Raw genomic sequence first — 19,225 nt, forward strand, 5'->3', positions numbered from 1 at the left:
AACCCCATCTTTATGACCTCCTCGCTATTTGAGTGATTGTTGCTTTATTCCTACCAATAACCAATTGATATATATAACTTTATCTTATTAATTATTCTTTTTTATTACTCACTTAATTACTTTTTCTTCGTTTTTAGCCCTTAAATGCTACAATCGAAAGCGGCTTTATATTGATGATTTAAAAATCTTCTTAATAAACAAATAATTATGTGAAGCATTTTATTTTATCTGCACACAAAAAACCAACAATGATGGAGTTTGTTATAATGAAACCCACAACGCTTTCAACACTAAATCGCTATAAGCAAGAAAAGAAAAAATTCGCTACGATCACCGCTTATGATGCAAGTTTTGCTCGCCTTTTCGCACAAGAAGGTATTCAAGCCATGCTTATTGGTGATTCATTAGGAATGACGCTACAAGGCCATAGCAGTACATTACCGGTTACGGTTGAACAAATCGCTTATCACACACGTTGTGTTAGAGCTGGTGCACCGAACGCTTTTTTAATTGCTGATATGCCATTTATGTCTTATTCAACCCCAGAACAAGCTTGCCTTACTGCTGGTATTTTGATGCAAGCAGGTGCGAATATGGTAAAAATCGAAGGAGGAAGTTGGCTAATTCCTACTGTTAAAATGCTGACAGAACGTGCAGTTCCCGTCTGTGTTCATTTAGGATTAACACCTCAATCTGTTAACGTATTTGGTGGCTATAAAGTTCAAGGAAGAGAGAGCGATGCGGCAGAGCAATTAAAGCAAGATGCTATCGCCCTTGAAGAGGCTGGTGCGCAACTGACTGTATTAGAATGTGTTCCAGTGGCTCTCGCAAAAGCGATTACAGACGCGCTAACGATGCCAGTTATTGGTATCGGTGCAGGGAATGTTACTGATGGACAAATTCTTGTTATGCATGATTTATTAGGCCTGACACCTCAAGCACCTAAGTTCTCAAAAGATTTTTTACAAGAGGCCGGCTCACTAAAAGGAGCTGTTAGCCTTTATGTTCAGCAAGTAGAACAAGGCCTATTTCCACAAGAACAACATTCATTTAACTGATTTATCATTTCAATTTATAAACATCGTTTAAAGGAGTCACGCCGTGCTAATTATTGAAACTACGCTTATCTTACGCAGAGAAATCAAGCGATTAAAGCAAGATGGTAAACGCATTGCATTGGTTCCAACAATGGGTAATCTTCATGAAGGCCACCTGAAATTAATTGAAGAAGCCCGTCTTCATGCAGATGTGGTTATCACATCTATTTTTGTTAACCCACTTCAATTTGATAGAGAAGCGGACTTAGCAAATTATCCTCGCACCTTACAAGAAGATTGCGAATTACTCCGCGATAAAAATGTCGATATTATTTTCGCTCCTTCAGCGAAAGAGATGTATCCACATGGCATGGAAAACCAAACAACAGTTGATGTGCCTGTACTTTCTACAGTATTGGAAGGTGCAAGCCGTCCTGGTCATTTCCGTGGTGTTACAACGGTTGTTAGTAAGCTTTTTAATCTTGTACAACCTGATGTTGCGATGTTTGGTGAAAAAGATTTCCAACAACTGCAAATTATCAAGAAGATGGTAAGTGATTTATGTATGGATATCAGCATCGTTCCTGTTGCTATTGTACGTGACAAAAATGGGTTAGCGCTAAGTTCACGTAATCGCCTATTATCTGACAAAGAAAAACAGCAAGCCCCTGCACTTTATCAAGCAATGCAAGAAATTGCTGAACAATTAAAGTCAGGCAACCATGATATTAATCAGCTACTTCAAAATGCAAAAAATACCTTAGAGCAACAAGGTTTTCGTGCTGATGAGTGTTTTATTTGTGATGCAGATACACTCACGCCATTAACGGAAGAAAGTCGCCACGCGGTTATTTTAATGGCTGTATGGCTAGGTAATACTCGCCTTATTGATAACCAGCAGGTTAATCTTATTTAATACTCATCATTAGAAAAATAGGAAACACAACAATGCTACGCACTATGTTACAAGGCAAACTTCATCGCGTAAAAGTGACACAAGCCGATCTTCATTATGAAGGCTCTTGCGCGATTGATCAGGATTTTATGGATGCCGCTGGTATTCTGGAAAATGAAGCGATTGATATTTATAACGTAGATAATGGTGAACGCTTTTCAACTTACGCAATTTGTGCGGAAAGAGGATCACGAATTATTTCAGTCAATGGTGCAGCTGCGCGTAAAGCCGCCGTTGGCGATCGCTTAATTATTTGCTCTTATGTGCAAATTCCTGATAGTGATGCGCGTAGCCATAAACCCAATATTGCGTATTTTGAAGACAACAATGAAATGAAGCGCATAGCCAAAGCTGTGCCGGTTCAAGTTGCTTAATTAATAAAATATTACCCACTTCCCATAGGCAGAGGTTCCCTGCTTATGGGAAACAAGAACAATAAACAACCTATTGTTATTATCTGCTTGTCACGATTCACCTTGTGAAAAACGAGATATAAGATTCAAAACCGGGTTTCTTCTCCGTTTTTCCTCGCTTATCTTCCTGTAGCTTGTTATAAATCAGATAAGTATTATCTGACTACTCTCTGACTAATAAAAAATTATGATAAAAGTTGCTTTAGTAGATGATCACATTGTTGTGCGCTCTGGTTTTGCACAACTCCTCATGCTAGAACCCGATATTCACATTGTGGGTGAGTATTCTAATGGGCAAGAAGCATGGCCTTATTTAGCACATGATGATATTGATGTTGCCGTCATGGATCTCTCTATGCCGGGTGAAAGTGGTTTACAACTACAGAGCCGTTTAAAACAAAAACGTCCAGATTTTCGCACGATCATTTTAAGTATTTATGATACCCCAGCCTTTGTTCAAAGCGCACTTGATTCAGGTGCTCGTGGTTATTTAACAAAGCGTTGTGGCCCCGAAGAATTAGTGCAAGCAGTACGCGCTGTACATCAAGGTGGCTGTTATCTTTGCTCTGATGCTATGAAAGCATTACGACATACCCCTGAGAAAGAAGATGCTTTGCATACATTAACGCCCCGTGAAAGAGAAATTTTCAACCTTTTAGTCCAAGGCGTTAATGTCAAAACAATTGCTGTACAACTTAATCTTAGCCATAAAACTGTACACGTTCATCGTGCTAATGTACTGGGTAAATTAGGCTGTGAAACAACCATCGATTTAGTCCACTTCGCCTTAAAAAATCAGTTGATCACAGGATCGCTGTAATATGAAAAGAGGACTGCGTTTTCTTCTTCAATCCCTCTTTTTATTACTCACCTACTCTTTACTTTGGCTATCACTTTGGGTGATTGGTTTTTATTTAAGTAAAAATGGGCAACAAGCGGCCCTTTTCTTACCGCAAGGTCTGCGATTAGCCTTGATTATTTTACTTTGGCGGCGCTTTTGGCTACCGATGTTATTCGCTGAATGGGGGCTTTATTACTGGCTAACGCAAGAGCAGTTAATTACCCATGCTATTATTTATCTTTCTCCATTATTAAGCCTAATTATCGCCTTAGAAGTTCAACGTATTTGGTGGCGGTATCCACTCTACTGGCAACGCTTAACCTTGTTAATTGGTGCTGTTGGCTTTAATAGTCTGTTACAAGCCTTTATTCTTGGCTTTTTTATTAATACCACCAGCGGAATTTTTCTGACCTCAGTCACTGGTGGCATATTACTCGCACCTTTTGTTTTTTTACTTTATGAATATCTTCGTGAATTACAAAGTCGAGCGTTAATTTCTGATGGAACACCTGATCCTCCGTTAAGAACATCATTATTAATGTGGGGATTTCTATTTTGCCTTATTGGATTAAGCACACAGTTTTTCTTAACACCAGAAATAGAGCGCTTATTAGTTATTCTCGTTTTTATTCCTAACGTCTTTATGGCCTACCGTTATGGCTGGCAAGGTGGCGTATTATCGGCATTACTCGGAAGTTTAATTATTACCTTTGCTCGCCAAGTAAACGGCGCATTTAATGACTTACGTGAATTAGAAATGTTCTTAACCACTCAAGCTATTATTGGTATTGGTTTAGGGATAGCAATAAGTCGCCAACAGCAATTAGCCCATAATTTACGTCATTATCGATTACGCCTAGAGCAAGAACTTCAAGCCAGACGTGAATTGATGGAGCAATTGGTTCATACCGAAGAAGATGTTAAAAAAGCGATTGCACGCGAGTTACATGATGAAATTGGACAAAATATTACCGCAATCCAAATTCAATCAATGCTAATGAAGAAAACAGCCAATAACGATAAAACGCGACAAACTGGTGAACAAATAGAACGTCTGGCATTACAAATTCATCAATCTACACGTCAACTACTCCGGCAATTGCGTCCCCCTGTTTTAGAAGAAATGTCTCTTGAAAAAGCCCTGCACCATTTAATCAACGAATTTGCCTTCAATGACAATGGCATCACCTGTAATTTTAATTATTCATTAGATAAAGAGCCTGAAAACGAAACTATAATTTTTACCCTCTATCGTTTGGTACAAGAGTTATTAAATAATATTAGTAAACATGCCAATGCAACCTATATTGAAGTTTCGTTAACCCAAAGCAAAAACCGTCTACGACTGATCATTAGCGATAATGGCATTGGTATGCTCCCCACATCATTATCAACACAACAAAGTAGCGGTTTTGGATTACGTGGCATTGAAGAACGCATTCGCGCTTTAGGCGGAGAATGGGAAGTGATAAATCATCACGGTACGAAAATAATTGTTAACTTACCCACAAATTCAAAAGAAAACAGTGAAAACTAAGAATAAGTCTTAGTCATCTACAACCTTATCTCATTCTTTTTCGCGACATTTTTTTTACATTTGCAACATCAAAGAGGATGTTATGTCAGGTAAAAATTCGGCATCAATAAATAAGACCTATAACTTTTGGCGCAAAAACTTAATGCTGTCGATGATTATCGGTTATGCCACTTTCTATCTCACACGTAAAAGCGTCAACTTTGTTATGCCCGTTATGCAGGTTGAATTGAATTTAGATAAAGGAGATATCGGTTGGATAGCCAGCCTTTTTTATCTCACTTACGGCTTATCTAAATTTGTTTCCGGTATTTTCCATGATAGATGGGGATATCGCTGGTTTATGGGTGTGGGATTAGTGATGACAGGCATTATGAATATTATTTTTGCCTATTGTCTGTCGTTTCCTGCACTGCTTTTGGTCTGGGCACTAAATGGTTTCTTTCAGGGATTTGGCTGGCCCCCTTGTGCAAGATTGTTAACACATTGGTATTCACGCAATGAGCGAGGGTCCTGGTGGGGATTATGGAATATCTCAATCAATCTTGGCGGAATGAGCCTTCCCATTTTAACAGCGTGGTTAGCAACGCATTATAGTTGGCAAGTGGCACTGCTTGTTCCCGGTATTATCGGCATTATCATCGGATTGTGGCTGTGTGTGCGATTAAAAGGTACTCCTGCAGAAGAAGGGCTTCCTACTGTGGGTGTGTGGCGGCGAGATGTTTTTGAATTACGTCAAGAGCAAGCTTCTCCCCCTAAACCTATGCTAACTATTTTGAAAGAGAGCATTTTATTTAACCGAATGATTTGGTTGCTAGGATTTTCTTATATTTTGGTTTATCTCATACGTATGGCGATAAACGATTGGGGAAATATCTGGTTATCAGAAACACATGGCGCCAACTTATTGAGTGCTAATGCCATCCTCTCTTTATTTGAAGTGGGGGGGTTATTAGGGGCGCTATGTTCAGGTTGGGGCTCGGATCTCTTATTCCGAGGCCAACGAGCACCAATGATATTGCTGTTTTCACTCGGACTTTTTACCGCAGTGGCAGCGCTTTGGTTAATTCCAATTCATCATTATGCACTACTCGCAGCCTGTTTTTTTAGTATCGGTTTCTTCGTGTTCGGACCACAGATGTTAATCGGGCTTGCTGCAACAGAATATTGCCATAAAAACGCAGCAGGCACGGTAACTGGCTACTTGGGATTGTATGCTTACTTAGGGGCTGCAATGGCAGGTTGGCCATTAAGTCAGGTCATGGCACATTATGGTTGGACTGGGATGTTTGCATTATTAACCAGTGCTGCGGCCTTAATGGGACTACTGCTAATGCCATTGTTGATTGCTGATGTCAGCAAACAAGAGCATTTAGTAGGCCCTCTTTCATTTTCCGATGACGACACATTTAAAAGGTTCTGAACATGAAATTGAAAACCCTCTCTACACTTGTTGCTGCAGGTCTGGCACTTTCTGCTGTTAGCTTATCAACCCACGCTGCAGGTCGCTTAGTGGTTTACTGTAGTGCGACAAATGCAATGTGTGAAGCTGAAACAAAAGCCTTTGCCGAAAAATATGATGTTAAAACAACTTTCGTTCGTAATGGTTCGGGAAGTACTTTAGCTAAAATTGAAGCTGAAAAACGTAACCCACAAGCTGATGTTTGGTATGGTGGAACGATGGACCCTCACTCTCAAGCAGGTGAAATGGATCTGTTAGAACCTTATGTTTCACCAAATCTTGATCAGATAATGCCACAGTTTCGTGATCCAGCTAAACGCAAAGGTAACTACTCTTCTGCAGTTTATGTCGGTATCTTAGGCTTCGGCGTGAATAAAGATCGTTTAAAAGAAAAAGGGATTGCTATTCCAACTTGTTGGAAAGATTTAATCAAACCTGAGTATAAAGGTGAAATTCAAATCGCCGATCCACAAAGTTCAGGAACTGCCTATACCGCACTGGCAACCTTTGACCAATTATGGGGCACTGAACAAGCCTTTGATTATCTGAAGAAAATCAATACTAATATCTCTCAATACACCAAATCAGGTATTGCCCCAGCACGAAATGCAGCTCGTGGTGAAGCCGCCATTGGTATTGGTTTCTTACATGATTACTCATTAGAAGTTGAAAATGGTGCACCACTTGAATTGATTTCACCTTGTGAAGGTACAGGCTATGAAATCGGTGGTGTCAGTATCATCAAAAATGCCCGTAATATGGATAATGCTAAATTATTCGTAGATTGGACACTCTCAAAAGAAGCGCAAGAAATTAGTTGGAAAGAAGGTAAATCTTACCAAATCCTAACCAATACCTCTGCAGAGTCTTCACCAATGGCACTGAAATTATCAGACTTAAAACTCATTAACTACGACATGGATAAATATGGCGATAGCGAAGTGCGTAAAGAGTTGATTAATAAGTGGGTAACTGAAGTGAAAATGGGTAAATAGCTCATTAACAGAGCGAGATAATTTCTCGCTCTCTTTTTCACATAATAATAAATACATTTACTCTCGGGGGATTTATGTCTCACACACTCGCTTTACCTGAAAAAAAGAGGCGGGAACCCATATTTTTATGGCTCCTAATTGCTTGGATGGCTTTTGCGTTGCTGCCGTCATGGAGCCTTGATTACGGTCTTTTAGATTCTACAGCAGATGAATTACTCACCTCTTACGGTTGGAGTAGTATCAATATCAGTTGGCTCTGGTTTGCATTACCAAGTTTACTGCTCTTTCGTTCATTAAACGAACCTAAGCGTGAGGATCGTTCTCGCCACTATTTTGATGCAAGTTTTGCCTTACTTTGTGCTGTTATTACAATAGTTAGTGCAACGCTTGAAGGACGAGGTTTAGGTTACTCTGCGATCATCCTCTTTATTTCTCTGGGAATGATCATGAAAACCGCCTTAACACGCTTGGAATGGCTTGGTGGTGATAGCTTTGTTATTGGTTCTTTGATAGCCGTTGTTGCACTGATTGGCGCTTTTATTATCTTTCCTAGTATCGCTATTTTTATTCCGATGTTTAAAGATAGCGCAGGTAATTTCGCTCCATTTGAATTTATCGCTATCTTAAGCCAAGCTCATATTGTACAAGTGATGCTCAACTCCATAATGCTCTCTATTGCTGTGGGGATAGGTTGTACTTTCTTTGGTTTAATTCTAGCAATTTATACATCTCGTATTGCGGTGCGATCAGCCATTATTGGTCGAGTATTTTCTATCTTACCTATCGTAACACCTCCTTTTGTTGTCGGTTTAGGGGTCACACTTATGATGGGGCGCTCTGGTTATGTGACAGAGTTTCTTGCCACTTATGCAGGGCTTGAAAATACCAACTGGTTATACGGCTTTACAGGGATTTGGTTGGCTCAAGTGCTCGCCTTTACCCCAATGTCGTTTATGATTTTAGACGGTGCCATTAAAACCATTCATCCTTCATTAGAAGAAGCGTCTTACACCTTAAGAGCCAACCGTTATCAAACCTTCTTTAACGTCTTTATGCCGTTACTTAAGCCCGCGTTAGCCAATGCATTTTTAATTGTGATTGTGCAATCTCTTGCTGATTTTAGTAACCCATTGGTTTTAGGGGGTAACTTTGACGTTATCGCCACACAGATTTATTTCTATATCACAGGCTCTCAATTAGATTATCAATCAGCCAGTACATTAGGTGCGTCACTGTTAGTTTTCTCACTATTAGTGTTCTGCGTACAGTATATGTGGATTGGTAAACGCTCTTACGTCACCGTATCAGGAAAATCCTATCGTGGTGATGTTCAACCTTTGCCATCGTCTTTGATTGCATTTGTAACAACTGTTCTTGGCATTTGGGTTGTGTTTAATATCTTGTTATATGGCAGTATTTTCTACGGTAGCTTTACCGTTAACTGGGGTGTTGATTACACCTTAACCTTTGATAACTTTATCAAGTTATTTGGTCAAGGAATGAGTGACGGTGCATGGCCTTCATTGTTGGATACCTTGTTATATGCAGGTATTGCAGCGCCTATTACAGCCATTCTTGGATTGTTAATCGCCTATATCGTCGTGCGCCAAGACTTTAAAGGTAAGAAAAGTATTGAGTTCACAACAATGCTTTGTTTCGCTGTACCGGGGACTGTTGCGGGTGTCTCTTATATTCTTGCGTTTAACGACTCACCGTTCTATTTAACGGGCACTGCGGCGATTGTGATTATCTCTATGACAATGCGTAATGTGCCAGTAGGGATACGTGCAGGTATTGCGGGATTAGGCCAAATTGATAAATCGCTTGATGAAGCCTCTTTAAGCTTAAGAGCAAATTCAATGAGAACGATTTTCTATGTGCTATTACCGTTATTGCGCCCAGCTATTTTGTCTGCGCTGATTTATAGCTTTGTGCGTGCAATTACCACAGTCAGTGCCATTGTTTTCCTTGTTACACCAGATACACGTGTTGCAACTGCTTATATTTTAAACCGTGTTGAAGATGGTGAATACGGTGTCGCAATTGCCTACGGCTCGATTTTAATCGTCGTCATGTTGGCAATTATTTTCTTATTTGACTATTTGATTGGCGAAGCCCGTGTTTCACGCTCTAAAGCCAAAAATGCACAGTAATACGGAGTATAAATCATGACACAACAACATTTCGTTGAACTGAAAAATGTCATTAAGCGTTTTGGCTCTAACACAGTTATTGAAGATCTCAGCTTGTCTATTCCACAAGGCAAAATGGTTTCATTATTAGGGCCTTCTGGCTGTGGTAAAACAACCGTTTTACGTTTAGTTGCTGGGTTAGAAAAACCGACAGAAGGTAAGATCTTTATTGATGGTGAAGATGTCACTGAACGCTCAATTCAACAACGTGATATCTGTATGGTGTTTCAGTCTTATGCCCTTTTCCCTCATATGTCATTAGGGGAAAACATTGGTTATGGCTTAAAAATGCTTGGGCGCCCTAAAGCAGAAATCAAACAACGAGTGACTGAAGCCTTAGAGTTGGTGGATTTAGCCGGCTTTGAAGATCGTTTTGTTGACCAAATTTCAGGCGGTCAACAACAACGGGTTGCATTAGCTCGCGCCTTAATTTTAAAACCGAAAGTACTGCTTTTTGATGAACCTCTGAGTAACCTTGATGCTAATTTACGTCGTAGCATGAGAGAGAAGATTCGTGAATTACAACAACAGTTTAATATCACCTCTCTTTACGTAACCCATGATCAAAGTGAAGCATTTGCGGTTTCTGATATGGTATTGGTGATGAATAAAGGCAAGATAATGCAATTAGGCTCACCACAAACTCTTTATCGCCAACCGGCTTCTGAATTTATGGCCAGCTTTATGGGAGATGCAAACTTATTCCCAGCAACATTAGGCCCTGATCATGTTGATATCTTCCAATATCGTCTACCAAAGCCAGATACATTTAACACCACTAAAACAGACGTTAGAGTTGGAGTTAGACCAGAGGCTATCACCTTATCTCAACAAGGCGATGCCTGCCAGCAATGTAAAATCGTGCATGTGGCTTATATGGGGCCTCAGTATGAGGTAACCGTCGAATGGCAAAATCAGACTTTGCTATTACAAGTCAATGCTACACAGCTTCAACCAAATGTCGGTGATAGTTATTATCTCCAAATTCATCCTTATGGCATGTTTATTTTAGAATAAGCACCTTTAGCCTATTTTCTTACTTATCTTCAAGGCGCCATTATGGCGCCTTTTTATCTATTCTTTTTTACATTCTCTCTTTTGTTTTTTTATTATTAAATTACAAAAACTTATAGTGTTTTTATTATTTAAAAAAAATCATTACTTGCTAATGATAATTATATTTACTTACAATATTTACAAAATGTTATGTTATAACATTATAAACAAAGGAGAATGAATGGTATGAAGAAATCTATTTTTAACTACACAACACTTTTTATTTCAATAAGTTATTCTTTATTTGCAAATGCAGACACTGCAACAAAATCAAAAGAAAATCAAAGTAATGAGGTATTAAAGGTCTATTCAACTCCTTTACAAACATCTCAAGAGAAAATGGTAATCCCCGTTGCCGTTCTGACTCAAGAAGATCTACGCGCTAATCGGAGTGCATCTATTGCAGAAACGTTAACATCCTTACCAGGTTTTCATGCCAGTTTTTTTGGCGGTGGTTCGGTACACCCTGTTATTCGTGGAATGTCAGGAAATAGAGTCAAGGTATTACACAGTGGTAGTGATCTTATGGATGTTTCATCTATTGGCGCAGATCATGCGATCACTAGTGAACCCTTTTTAAGCCAGCGTATTGAAGTATTAAAAGGGCCTGCAACATTACTTTATGGAGGGGGAACAATTGGTGGTGCAATAAATGTTATTGATAGCAAAATTCCTATGTCAGTACCTAAAAAAGGTTACGAGGGTGAATTACAATATCAATACGATTCTGTTTCTAAAGGAAATACAGGATCAGCTGGATTAACTCTGGGACAAGATAATTTAGCGTTGCGTATTGAAGGCACTAAACGTTATCAAAGCGATTACAAACAACCAGAACCTTTACATCAAGGAGAGCCTAGCCGTTTAGCGGGTTCTTATCAAGATAACCAATCTGCAAATATCGGTGTATCCTGGATCTTCGATGATGGTTATATTGGTATTGGTTATGGCGAACAACATCGTCGATATGGGTTACCTGGTCATACTCATTTTCACGATCACGATGAAGATCACCATCACTCACCTATTACTCCCCCTTTATCTGGTCACCATCATCATGATCACAATCATGAATACCCTGATGAACAACATGAACATGGTATTCCTTATATTGTTATGGAGAGTAAACGATGGGATCTTCGTGGTGAAAAAAACAATCCATTTGCTGGTATTGAATCTGTACGTTTCAGTGCAGCCAGAACCGATTATCATCATGATGAAAAAGAAGGTCATGAAGTCAGCACCCAATTTAAAAACAAAGGAGATGAATTAAGGTTTTCTTTCACACATCAACCAATTTTAGGCTGGCATGGCGTTATTGGCGGTCAATTTAATCAACGTGATTTTAGTGCTAACGGTGAAGAAGCTTACGTTCCCGCAACAAAAACAAAAAATCACTCACTCTTTTTATTAGAAGAATATCAATTAGGTGATTTTCGCTATGAATTAGGATTTCGCCAAGAGTGGCAATCACTGTTAAATAGAGAAACTCAAAAAAACAATAAACAAAGTGCATCTTCTGTTTCTGCCGGATTAGCGTGGAATTTGACGCAAGACTATTTTTTAAATTTATCACTATCACACACAAAAAGGTTACCCGTTGCAGAAGAGCTATACGCAAATGGTGTTCATGCCGCAAATCGGACTATTGAAAAAGGTGATCCTAATTTAACTGCAGAGGCTGCAAATAATATTGATATTGGAATAACGAAAGCAACTGGAGATACTCAATTCAATATTAGTGCCTATTACAACCGTATAAATAATTATATTTATGGTCAGTTTACTGGAGCTGAATTAAATAATGGCTATCGTTCATTACAATATGTTCAACATGATGCACAATTTAAAGGTGTAGAAGGAAATATTGATTATTACTATAACCAAGATAGCTTAATTGGTATTTCTGGTGATTATGTCAGAGCAAATTTACTACATAACAAAGGAAATATACCAAGAATACCGACTTATCGATTAAGTGCTTATATTAAACATAGTTTTTCAGAAAACTTAACAGGACAAATCCGTGTTGACCATTTTGGAAAACAAGACAAAACAGCAGACTATGAAATACCAACAGATGCCTATAACACGATCAGCTTAGGTAGTGAATACATCGGTTATTTAGATAATACGGATTATACCTTGTATGCCAAGATTAATAATCTCTTTGATGCAAAAGGAAAAGATAGCACCTCTTATATTAAAGATGAAATGTATTTACCAGGTCGTAATATTATTTTAGGCGCAACTCTTACATTCTAATATAATTATCATGAAAAAAAGTAAACTCTCTATTATCTTACTTATGCTTTTGTCATCTCCTTTATATGGAAAAGAAAATAACGAAGATAAAAGCAAAGAAAAAGAAACCCCAAATGATGTAATAACAGTTAAAGGTACACTAATAAAAAATAAAGAGACCTTCTCTTCTTTATTACTTAATAATCGAGAAGAAATAAAAGGAAAACAACTTGATCAAATAAAAACGAATACTATTGGTAATACCGTTGCAAAAGTCGCTGGAGTACAAGCCGAAGGTTTTGGCCCTAATGCTGCAAGACCAGTTATCCGAAGTTTATCAGGAAACCGTGTAGGCATTTTAGTCAATAATCTGCCAATTAATGATATTTCATTTATTAGTGGAAATATGCCTATTCCCATTGATATGAATAGAATTAATGAAATATCGATCAGTAAAAATTCTGAAGCCCTCTTTTATGGTGGCGGTACAAGCGGTGGTGCTATTCATTTATGGGATGACAGAATAATGACACAGTTACCAGAAAAAGCGATTTCAGGTACGGTGACATTTAATGGCAGCACTAATAACGGTAATGGTGGCTCTGCAAATATTAAATTCAGTGATGAACAAAATTGGATTTTTAATCTTTCTGGTGCATCAAAACGTGTCTCTAGATATAAAATTCCAACACATTCTAAAGCAGGGGCTTGCTACAGCTTTCAGCAACTCAAAGAACACTTTGCATTACGTGATCAATGCCAAGTAGATATGAAAGTTTTTACCAGTCGTAATCCTGAAGCTTATCCTTATATTAGTGAATTCTGGAAAAAATATAAGATCGAATATGAGTTAAGTGAAGACGATAAATATACCTTTAAAGATAAAGATTATTTTTCAGGTATTGGCTATGTAGATAACGAAGCTAATTCACAATATAAACCCGGTAGTCCCACATCTATTGAACATGTTACTCCCCCTAAACATTATGTTGAAAATAATAATAAAGAGATCCCAAATAGCTTCTTAAAAAGCCAAAGTGGTAATGCATCTCTTTCTTATATTAGAGATGAAGGCTATTTAGGTTTATCTGTTACTGATTTTCAGACGTCTTACGGTGTACCGGGATATGCTTATCTCACCACAAAAACCAGCCGAGAAATGTATAAACCTGTTTCGGTTTCAAACCATAATCGGCGGATAGATATACAAGGAAAACATGAACATTTAACGCCTTTTTTAAGGGACAGTGCTTTTTATTACTCTTATTCTGAATCTAAAGACGAGGAATTAGTGGGTCAAATCGCATCATCTATCTTTGAGACTAAAAATCACCAATTAGCATTGGAAACTGCGCATGTGCCACTTTTCAATCGTTTAAATGGCGCTATTGGCGTTAATGGTAATTATCGTGATCTAAAAACCTCTGGTTATGATGCTTATTTACCGAGTGTATTAACCAAAGAATACGGCATATATTGGGTTGAATCGCTAACTTTATCTCCTTTTGAAATCACTGCGGGATACCGTAAAGGCCATACTCAGCACCATCTTAATATTCCAGATAATTATAATAGCGGTAGAGGACAAGGTTCAAATTTACAAAACCGTGATTTTGATACGAGTGCAAATACATTAGCATTATCTTTTACACCGATTGATGAATGGACATTAAAGCTACAACAAAATATTTCTTATCGAGCACCAGAAATTAATGAGCTTTATACACATGGCCCTCATTATGCCTATCTGATTGAAGAACAAGGTAATAGTCAATTTAATACAGAGAAAAGTAAAAGTATTGAATTATCATCTGTTATTGAGGTTGGTAATTTTTCTAATAAACTTAATTTATATAAAACTGACTATAGTGATTTTAAATTTAGGCGATTAACGGGTGTCAGCCGTGGTGGTGTTACTGTTATGGAATGGGATGAAACTGATCTCGAAACTAAAGGGCTAGAATACGAATTTAAATATTTATATGAAATGCCTCACGAGCATAATCTTACATTTACACTATTCGGTGATTTTGTCGAAAATAAGAGTAAAAGAAAGCTGTTTATTGCAGGTAATTACTTGCCGAACTTACCTAATGAAAAACATGGTATTAGTATTAATTATCAACATGATGAATTAACGGCATTTAGTAGCGCAACTTACTATAAAAAACAGAAAGAGAGTGGTGGATTAATGTATGGTGGAGATATTACTTTTCCTTCCTATACTTTAGTCGATGCTGGTATTGGTAAAAAATATCACCTTGATAATCTAGATGTTTCGGTTGATTTTATTATTAATAATCTCACCAATACTGAAGCAAGGCCCGCATCTTCTCAATTAAAATACTTAGCCCCATTACCGGGTCGAAATTATGGGGTAAATGTCAAAATTGATTTTTAATCTATACGGATTTAGTAAGATATAAAATAAGTGAGGCACCCTATGGGTGCCTCTTTTTTTATGATTATAATACTACGACATTTTCCCCTGGTGTGACATCCTGGTGTGAATGTTTGATGTAACACTTGGTTTAATCCATTGTTACTATATTATTGTTTTATATAATAATTATTGGATACTCGCACTACTCCCTTTTATTTTATATGGAACGATAAAAAACAAACCTTATCGTCCCGGATCTACGCTCTATTTTCCTTGAGCGAGATATTTTTGCATTTCATCTGCAGGAACCATACCACCACCTGTAGCCCATACTAAATGCGTTGCATTTTGCATTTTTTGACTGTCTAGTGATAAACCTTGCAGATAATCTTTAGCTTGAGTGACATGTACAGCTCCTGCCATTCCAGCTAATGCCGAAGGTTCTAACTTAATTCCTTCTTCTTTATTTAACAGACTTAGCAAGTCATAAAGCTCTTGATCATCAATAGTGTAATAACCATCAATTAAGCGCTCCATTGCACGCCCCACGAAGCCTGATGCGCGACCAACAGCCAGACCATCAGCAGCAGTCACGTTGTCGATACCAATTTCTTGTACTGAAATACCTTCATGTAACTGGGTATAAACCCCCAATAACATACAAGGTGAATGTGTTGGCTCAGCAAATAAACAGTGCACAGCATCACCAAATGCCAGCTTTAGCCCAAACGCAACACCACCAGGGCCACCACCAACACCACAAGGCAGATAAACAAACAGAGGATGTTCACTATCAACACGAACACCTTGTTCTTCAAATTGACGTTTCAAACGTAATCCGGCAACGGCATAACCCAAGAATAAGGTTTTTGAGTTTTCATCATCAATAAAGAAACAGTTAGGATCTTTTTCTGCTTGTTTACGACCTTCTTCTACAGCAATGCTGTAATCTTGTTCATATTCAACAACATTAACGCCATGGGAACGTAATTTGTCTTTTTTCCACTGACGTGCATCAGCAGACATATGAACGCTTACACTAAAGCCTAATTTCGCACTCATGATCCCAATAGACATACCTAAGTTGCCTGTTGAACCAACTGCGATACTGTATTGGCTAAAGAATTTACGGAATTCATCAGAGAATAATTTTTCATAATTATCATCTGTACTCAGTAATCCCGCGTTTATTGCCAATTTCTCCGCGTGCGTTAATACTTCATAAATTCCACCTCGCGCTTTAATTGAACCTGAAATCGGTAAATGGCTATCCTTTTTCAAACGCAACTGACCGCTAATGGTTGTGTTATAACGCTTTTCAAGAGCAACTTTCATCTTAGGAATATCAACCACTTCTGATTCGATAATTCCTTGAGTAACCGCTGTTTCTGGAAATGCTTTAGCTAAATAAGGTGCAAAACGTTGTAACCGTGCTTGTGCATCAATTACGTCATCTTGCGTTAAACCAACATATGGAAGTCCCTGGTCAGTGGTGGTCACTTTTGGGTTAAACCAAACCACTTCTTTTAAGTCCACTAAGTCACGAACTAGTGGAAAATTACTTATTAGTTTATTTATATCTATATGGCTCATAGTCGTTCTCTTTTATATGACAAAAGAAAGCATAAATGTACCGCCTAATGCGACAAAGGAGGCAATAAAGGTCGCGACACTGTAAAAACGAAAAGTTTCACTTAAAGTTGCATTACAATACTGTTTCACTAACCAAAACAGTGAGTCTGTGACGATGGTACAACCAATAGCACCTGAACCAATCGCTAAGGTAATAATTTCAGGGCTAATGTCTGGGTATAAAGGCATTAATGGTGCAACAATTGCAGTAGCCCCCATCATTGCAACCGTTGCAGAACCAACAGCAGCATGAAGAATAATGGCGACCAACCAAGCCAATAAAATAGGATGCATGTCCAAGTTAGAAAGAATTAATGCTAAAGATTCACTTAAACCACTGCCTTTTAGGATGCCATTAAAAGCACCACCAGCACCAATGATTAATAATATATTGGCAATAGAGCTAAAACTATCTTCTGTTTTCTTCAATAAGATATTCATGCCCATATTACGGCGAATACCTAAAACATAATAAGCGACAAAAGCAGCAATAAACATCGCAGTAATTGGGTTACCAATAAACTGTAATGCAGTATAAAGCGAAGTACCTTTTGTCATATTTAATTCTGCAGCTGTTTTTATCAGCATCAGAACAATTGGCAATAATACTGTAAAAAGAGTAGCGCCGAGTGAAGGTAAATCTTTTTCTTCACGAACTTCCATATCTGAAAATTCTTCAGGTACGGTTTTAAATGGCAAACGCTCACCTAATACTTTTAAGAATAACGGGCCACCGACTAATGAAGCAGCTAAACCAACAGCAAGACCTGCAACAATAACGGTTCCCATATCTGCGCCCAATTCATTAGTAACAAATAGTGCGGCTGGATGAGGAGGTACAATGCAATGAACGGCCATTAATGCTGTACATAAAGGGATGGCTAATTTTAATAATGATGTATTTGTTTTTTTCGCAATAGAGAAAGCAAGTGGAATAAGCAATACCACACCAACTTCAACAAAAAGTGTAATACCACAAATAAGACCAACTAATACCATAATAACGTCTGGAGATAACCAACGACACTTTTGCAATGTAATACCGATGCGTTCTGCGGCACCTGATATTTCCATCATTTTACCAAGAATAGTACCTAAACCGATAATTGCTGCTAAAAATCCGAGTGTACCGCCAATACCATTTTCAATCGCATTTACCATTTCTAAAGGGTTCATCTTCATTGCAGTACCGACAAAGAAGCTGGCCAACAGTAAGGCTAGAAACGGATGAAACTTAAGTTTTATTATAGTAAAAACAATGAGCAAGATACTAATTATAAGAGTACCTAGTACCCATAATGTTGAATCCATATATCCATCCCAAATCTTTTATTTATTGTTAAACATATTGAATATTAATCATTCGGCACTTACAAATGATGAAAATTTACACTAAGATGAATTCAATTAACTCAAATAAGTGATCACAAGCACAAATAATCACATTTTGATGAGTGATAGCATGGTATTTCATCTTAACATTACCTTGATTGTTAACTAACGTTACTATCAATAATAAAATGAGAATAAAAGAATGTTTGAATCTTCTAGCGTGATTTTAAGAAATAAACGATTATCCAGTTATCAATTAGCCAGACTTCACACTTTTGAAGCAACCGGTCGTCACCTTTCATTTGCTTTAGCAGCAGAGGAGCTGTCATTAACTCCCAGTGCTATTAGCCATCGTATTAATACACTAGAAGAAGAATTAGGTATTAAGCTATTTGACCGCTTTCATCGCCGAATTGAACTAACAGAAGAAGGTGAACGCATTTATTGGGCACTTAAAAAAACGTTAGAAGACATTAATCAAGAAATTTTAGATATCCATAACCAAGAAATCTCTGGTGTGCTTACCGTTTATTCACGTCCTTCCATTGCTCAATGTTGGTTAGTTCCTCGTATTTCAGATTTTACTGAACGTTACCCATCCATTGAATTAAATCTGCTCACAGGAAATGATGATATTAACTTTCGAGGCTATGGTATTGATCTCGCAATCTATTTTGATGATAAACAACTACAAAATCTTTATTGCGAAGACTTAATTTCAGAATCGATTATTCCGGTATGTAGTCCTGAATACGCCAAAAAACATGAACTTATAAACAATATTCATCATCTCTCTAATTGCACATTGTTACATGATAGACAAGCATGGAGTAACAATTCTGATTTTGATGAATGGCGAGCTTGGAGCGAATATATGGGGCTTTCACTTTTCCCTAATCGCAGTAATATCTGTTTTGACCGTTCTGATCTTGCTGTGATTGCTGCCGTTAATCACTCGGGAGTCGCAATGGGAAGAAAGCGTTTAGTACAGAAACAGCTGGCCAATAAAGAATTAATTATCCCTTTTGATAATAGCGAACTTTTTTGTGCTCAGCGTTATTACCTTGTCACTCGAAATGAAAAAAATAATGCCAAAGTACAGCTTTTCATTCAGTGGTTAAAAAAACAGATCAAGGAAAGCATGTAATT

At 37.9% G+C, this 19,225-nt stretch carries 14 protein-coding genes; 12 read left to right on the top strand and 2 right to left on the bottom strand.

Annotation, left to right across the window (positions count from 1 at the left end; genetic code table 11):
• Positions 1-266 precede the first annotated feature (266 nt).
• From panB to DK866_RS04725, 11 genes are all read left to right on the top strand, one after another.
• Positions 267-1,058: a 3-methyl-2-oxobutanoate hydroxymethyltransferase gene (panB, locus tag DK866_RS04675; RefSeq protein ID WP_109407924.1), complete on the top strand. Its 792-nt coding sequence runs from the start codon at positions 267-269 to the stop codon at positions 1,056-1,058.
• 43 nt (positions 1,059-1,101) lie between these two features.
• The gene (gene panC, locus DK866_RS04680) at positions 1,102-1,953 is read left to right on the top strand and encodes a pantoate--beta-alanine ligase (protein WP_109407925.1); all 852 of its coding nucleotides are present in this window, start codon (positions 1,102-1,104) and stop codon (positions 1,951-1,953) included.
• A 32-nt stretch (positions 1,954-1,985) separates the two neighbouring features.
• Positions 1,986-2,366, top strand: coding sequence for an aspartate 1-decarboxylase (panD, locus tag DK866_RS04685; protein ID WP_036932765.1), 381 nt, complete (start codon positions 1,986-1,988; stop codon positions 2,364-2,366).
• A 226-nt stretch (positions 2,367-2,592) separates the two neighbouring features.
• A complete protein-coding gene (locus tag DK866_RS04690) occupies positions 2,593-3,225 on the top strand; it encodes a response regulator transcription factor (protein ID WP_072070962.1) in 633 nt (210 codons plus the stop codon).
• A gap of 1 nt (position 3,226) precedes the next feature.
• The gene (locus DK866_RS04695; protein ID WP_109407926.1) at positions 3,227-4,783 is read left to right on the top strand and encodes an MASE1 domain-containing sensor histidine kinase; all 1,557 of its coding nucleotides are present in this window, start codon (positions 3,227-3,229) and stop codon (positions 4,781-4,783) included.
• 67 nt (positions 4,784-4,850) lie between these two features.
• On the top strand, positions 4,851-6,203 hold the full coding sequence (gene uhpC, locus DK866_RS04700) for an MFS transporter family glucose-6-phosphate receptor UhpC (protein WP_273801830.1): 1,353 nt from the start codon (positions 4,851-4,853) through the stop codon (positions 6,201-6,203).
• 2 nt (positions 6,204-6,205) lie between these two features.
• Complete coding sequence (locus tag DK866_RS04705) at positions 6,206-7,237, top strand: ABC transporter substrate-binding protein (RefSeq protein WP_109392034.1); 1,032 nt, start codon at positions 6,206-6,208, stop codon at positions 7,235-7,237.
• 74 nt (positions 7,238-7,311) lie between these two features.
• Positions 7,312-9,390, top strand: a complete 2,079-nt coding sequence (locus tag DK866_RS04710; RefSeq protein WP_109407928.1) for an ABC transporter permease — start codon at positions 7,312-7,314, stop codon at positions 9,388-9,390.
• Between the two features lie 15 nt (positions 9,391-9,405).
• Positions 9,406-10,446, top strand: coding sequence for a ferric ABC transporter ATP-binding protein (gene fbpC / locus DK866_RS04715; RefSeq protein WP_109407929.1), 1,041 nt, complete (start codon positions 9,406-9,408; stop codon positions 10,444-10,446).
• 225 nt (positions 10,447-10,671) lie between these two features.
• Complete coding sequence (locus tag DK866_RS04720; protein WP_109408084.1) at positions 10,672-12,750, top strand: TonB-dependent receptor domain-containing protein; 2,079 nt, start codon at positions 10,672-10,674, stop codon at positions 12,748-12,750.
• Between the two features lie 10 nt (positions 12,751-12,760).
• The gene (locus tag DK866_RS04725; protein ID WP_109407930.1) at positions 12,761-15,130 is read left to right on the top strand and encodes a TonB-dependent receptor domain-containing protein; all 2,370 of its coding nucleotides are present in this window, start codon (positions 12,761-12,763) and stop codon (positions 15,128-15,130) included.
• A 246-nt stretch (positions 15,131-15,376) separates the two neighbouring features.
• Here the strand turns inward: DK866_RS04725 and DK866_RS04730 are convergent, their stop codons facing one another.
• Both DK866_RS04730 and dsdX read right to left on the bottom strand, forming a co-directional pair.
• Positions 15,377-16,705, bottom strand: a complete 1,329-nt coding sequence (locus DK866_RS04730) for a D-serine ammonia-lyase (protein WP_109407931.1) — start codon at positions 16,703-16,705, stop codon at positions 15,377-15,379.
• 12 nt (positions 16,706-16,717) lie between these two features.
• Positions 16,718-18,055 (bottom strand): D-serine transporter DsdX, encoded by a 1,338-nt coding sequence (dsdX, locus tag DK866_RS04735; protein WP_109407932.1) that lies wholly within the window; start codon positions 18,053-18,055, stop codon positions 16,718-16,720.
• Positions 18,056-18,278: 223 nt separating this feature from the next.
• Between dsdX and dsdC the strand changes: the two genes are divergently transcribed.
• On the top strand, positions 18,279-19,223 hold the full coding sequence (gene dsdC / locus DK866_RS04740; RefSeq protein WP_109407933.1) for a DNA-binding transcriptional regulator DsdC: 945 nt from the start codon (positions 18,279-18,281) through the stop codon (positions 19,221-19,223).
• The last annotated feature ends 2 nt before the right edge of the window (positions 19,224-19,225 follow it).

This window comes from Proteus genomosp. 4 str. ATCC 51469 (genome assembly GCF_003144375.1).
Taxonomy (GTDB): Bacteria; Pseudomonadota; Gammaproteobacteria; order Enterobacterales; family Enterobacteriaceae; genus Proteus.

Bases quoted from the DNA above. Each gene is read 5' to 3' on its own strand.
- dsdX (WP_109407932.1), bottom strand. From the start codon at position 18,055: ATGGATTCAACATTATGGGTACTAGGTACTCTTATAATTAGTATCTTG.
- DK866_RS04705 (WP_109392034.1), top strand. From the start codon at position 6,206: ATGAAATTGAAAACCCTCTCTACACTTGTTGCTGCAGGTCTGGCACTT.
- DK866_RS04720 (WP_109408084.1), top strand. From the start codon at position 10,672: ATGAAGAAATCTATTTTTAACTACACAACACTTTTTATTTCAATAAGT.
- panD (WP_036932765.1), top strand. From the start codon at position 1,986: ATGCTACGCACTATGTTACAAGGCAAACTTCATCGCGTAAAAGTGACA.
- DK866_RS04725 (WP_109407930.1), top strand. From the start codon at position 12,761: ATGAAAAAAAGTAAACTCTCTATTATCTTACTTATGCTTTTGTCATCT.
- dsdC (WP_109407933.1), top strand. From the start codon at position 18,279: ATGTTTGAATCTTCTAGCGTGATTTTAAGAAATAAACGATTATCCAGT.
- panB (WP_109407924.1), top strand. From the start codon at position 267: ATGAAACCCACAACGCTTTCAACACTAAATCGCTATAAGCAAGAAAAG.
- DK866_RS04730 (WP_109407931.1), bottom strand. From the start codon at position 16,705: ATGAGCCATATAGATATAAATAAACTAATAAGTAATTTTCCACTAGTT.
- DK866_RS04690 (WP_072070962.1), top strand. From the start codon at position 2,593: ATGATAAAAGTTGCTTTAGTAGATGATCACATTGTTGTGCGCTCTGGT.
- fbpC (WP_109407929.1), top strand. From the start codon at position 9,406: ATGACACAACAACATTTCGTTGAACTGAAAAATGTCATTAAGCGTTTT.
- DK866_RS04710 (WP_109407928.1), top strand. From the start codon at position 7,312: ATGTCTCACACACTCGCTTTACCTGAAAAAAAGAGGCGGGAACCCATA.
- DK866_RS04695 (WP_109407926.1), top strand. From the start codon at position 3,227: ATGAAAAGAGGACTGCGTTTTCTTCTTCAATCCCTCTTTTTATTACTC.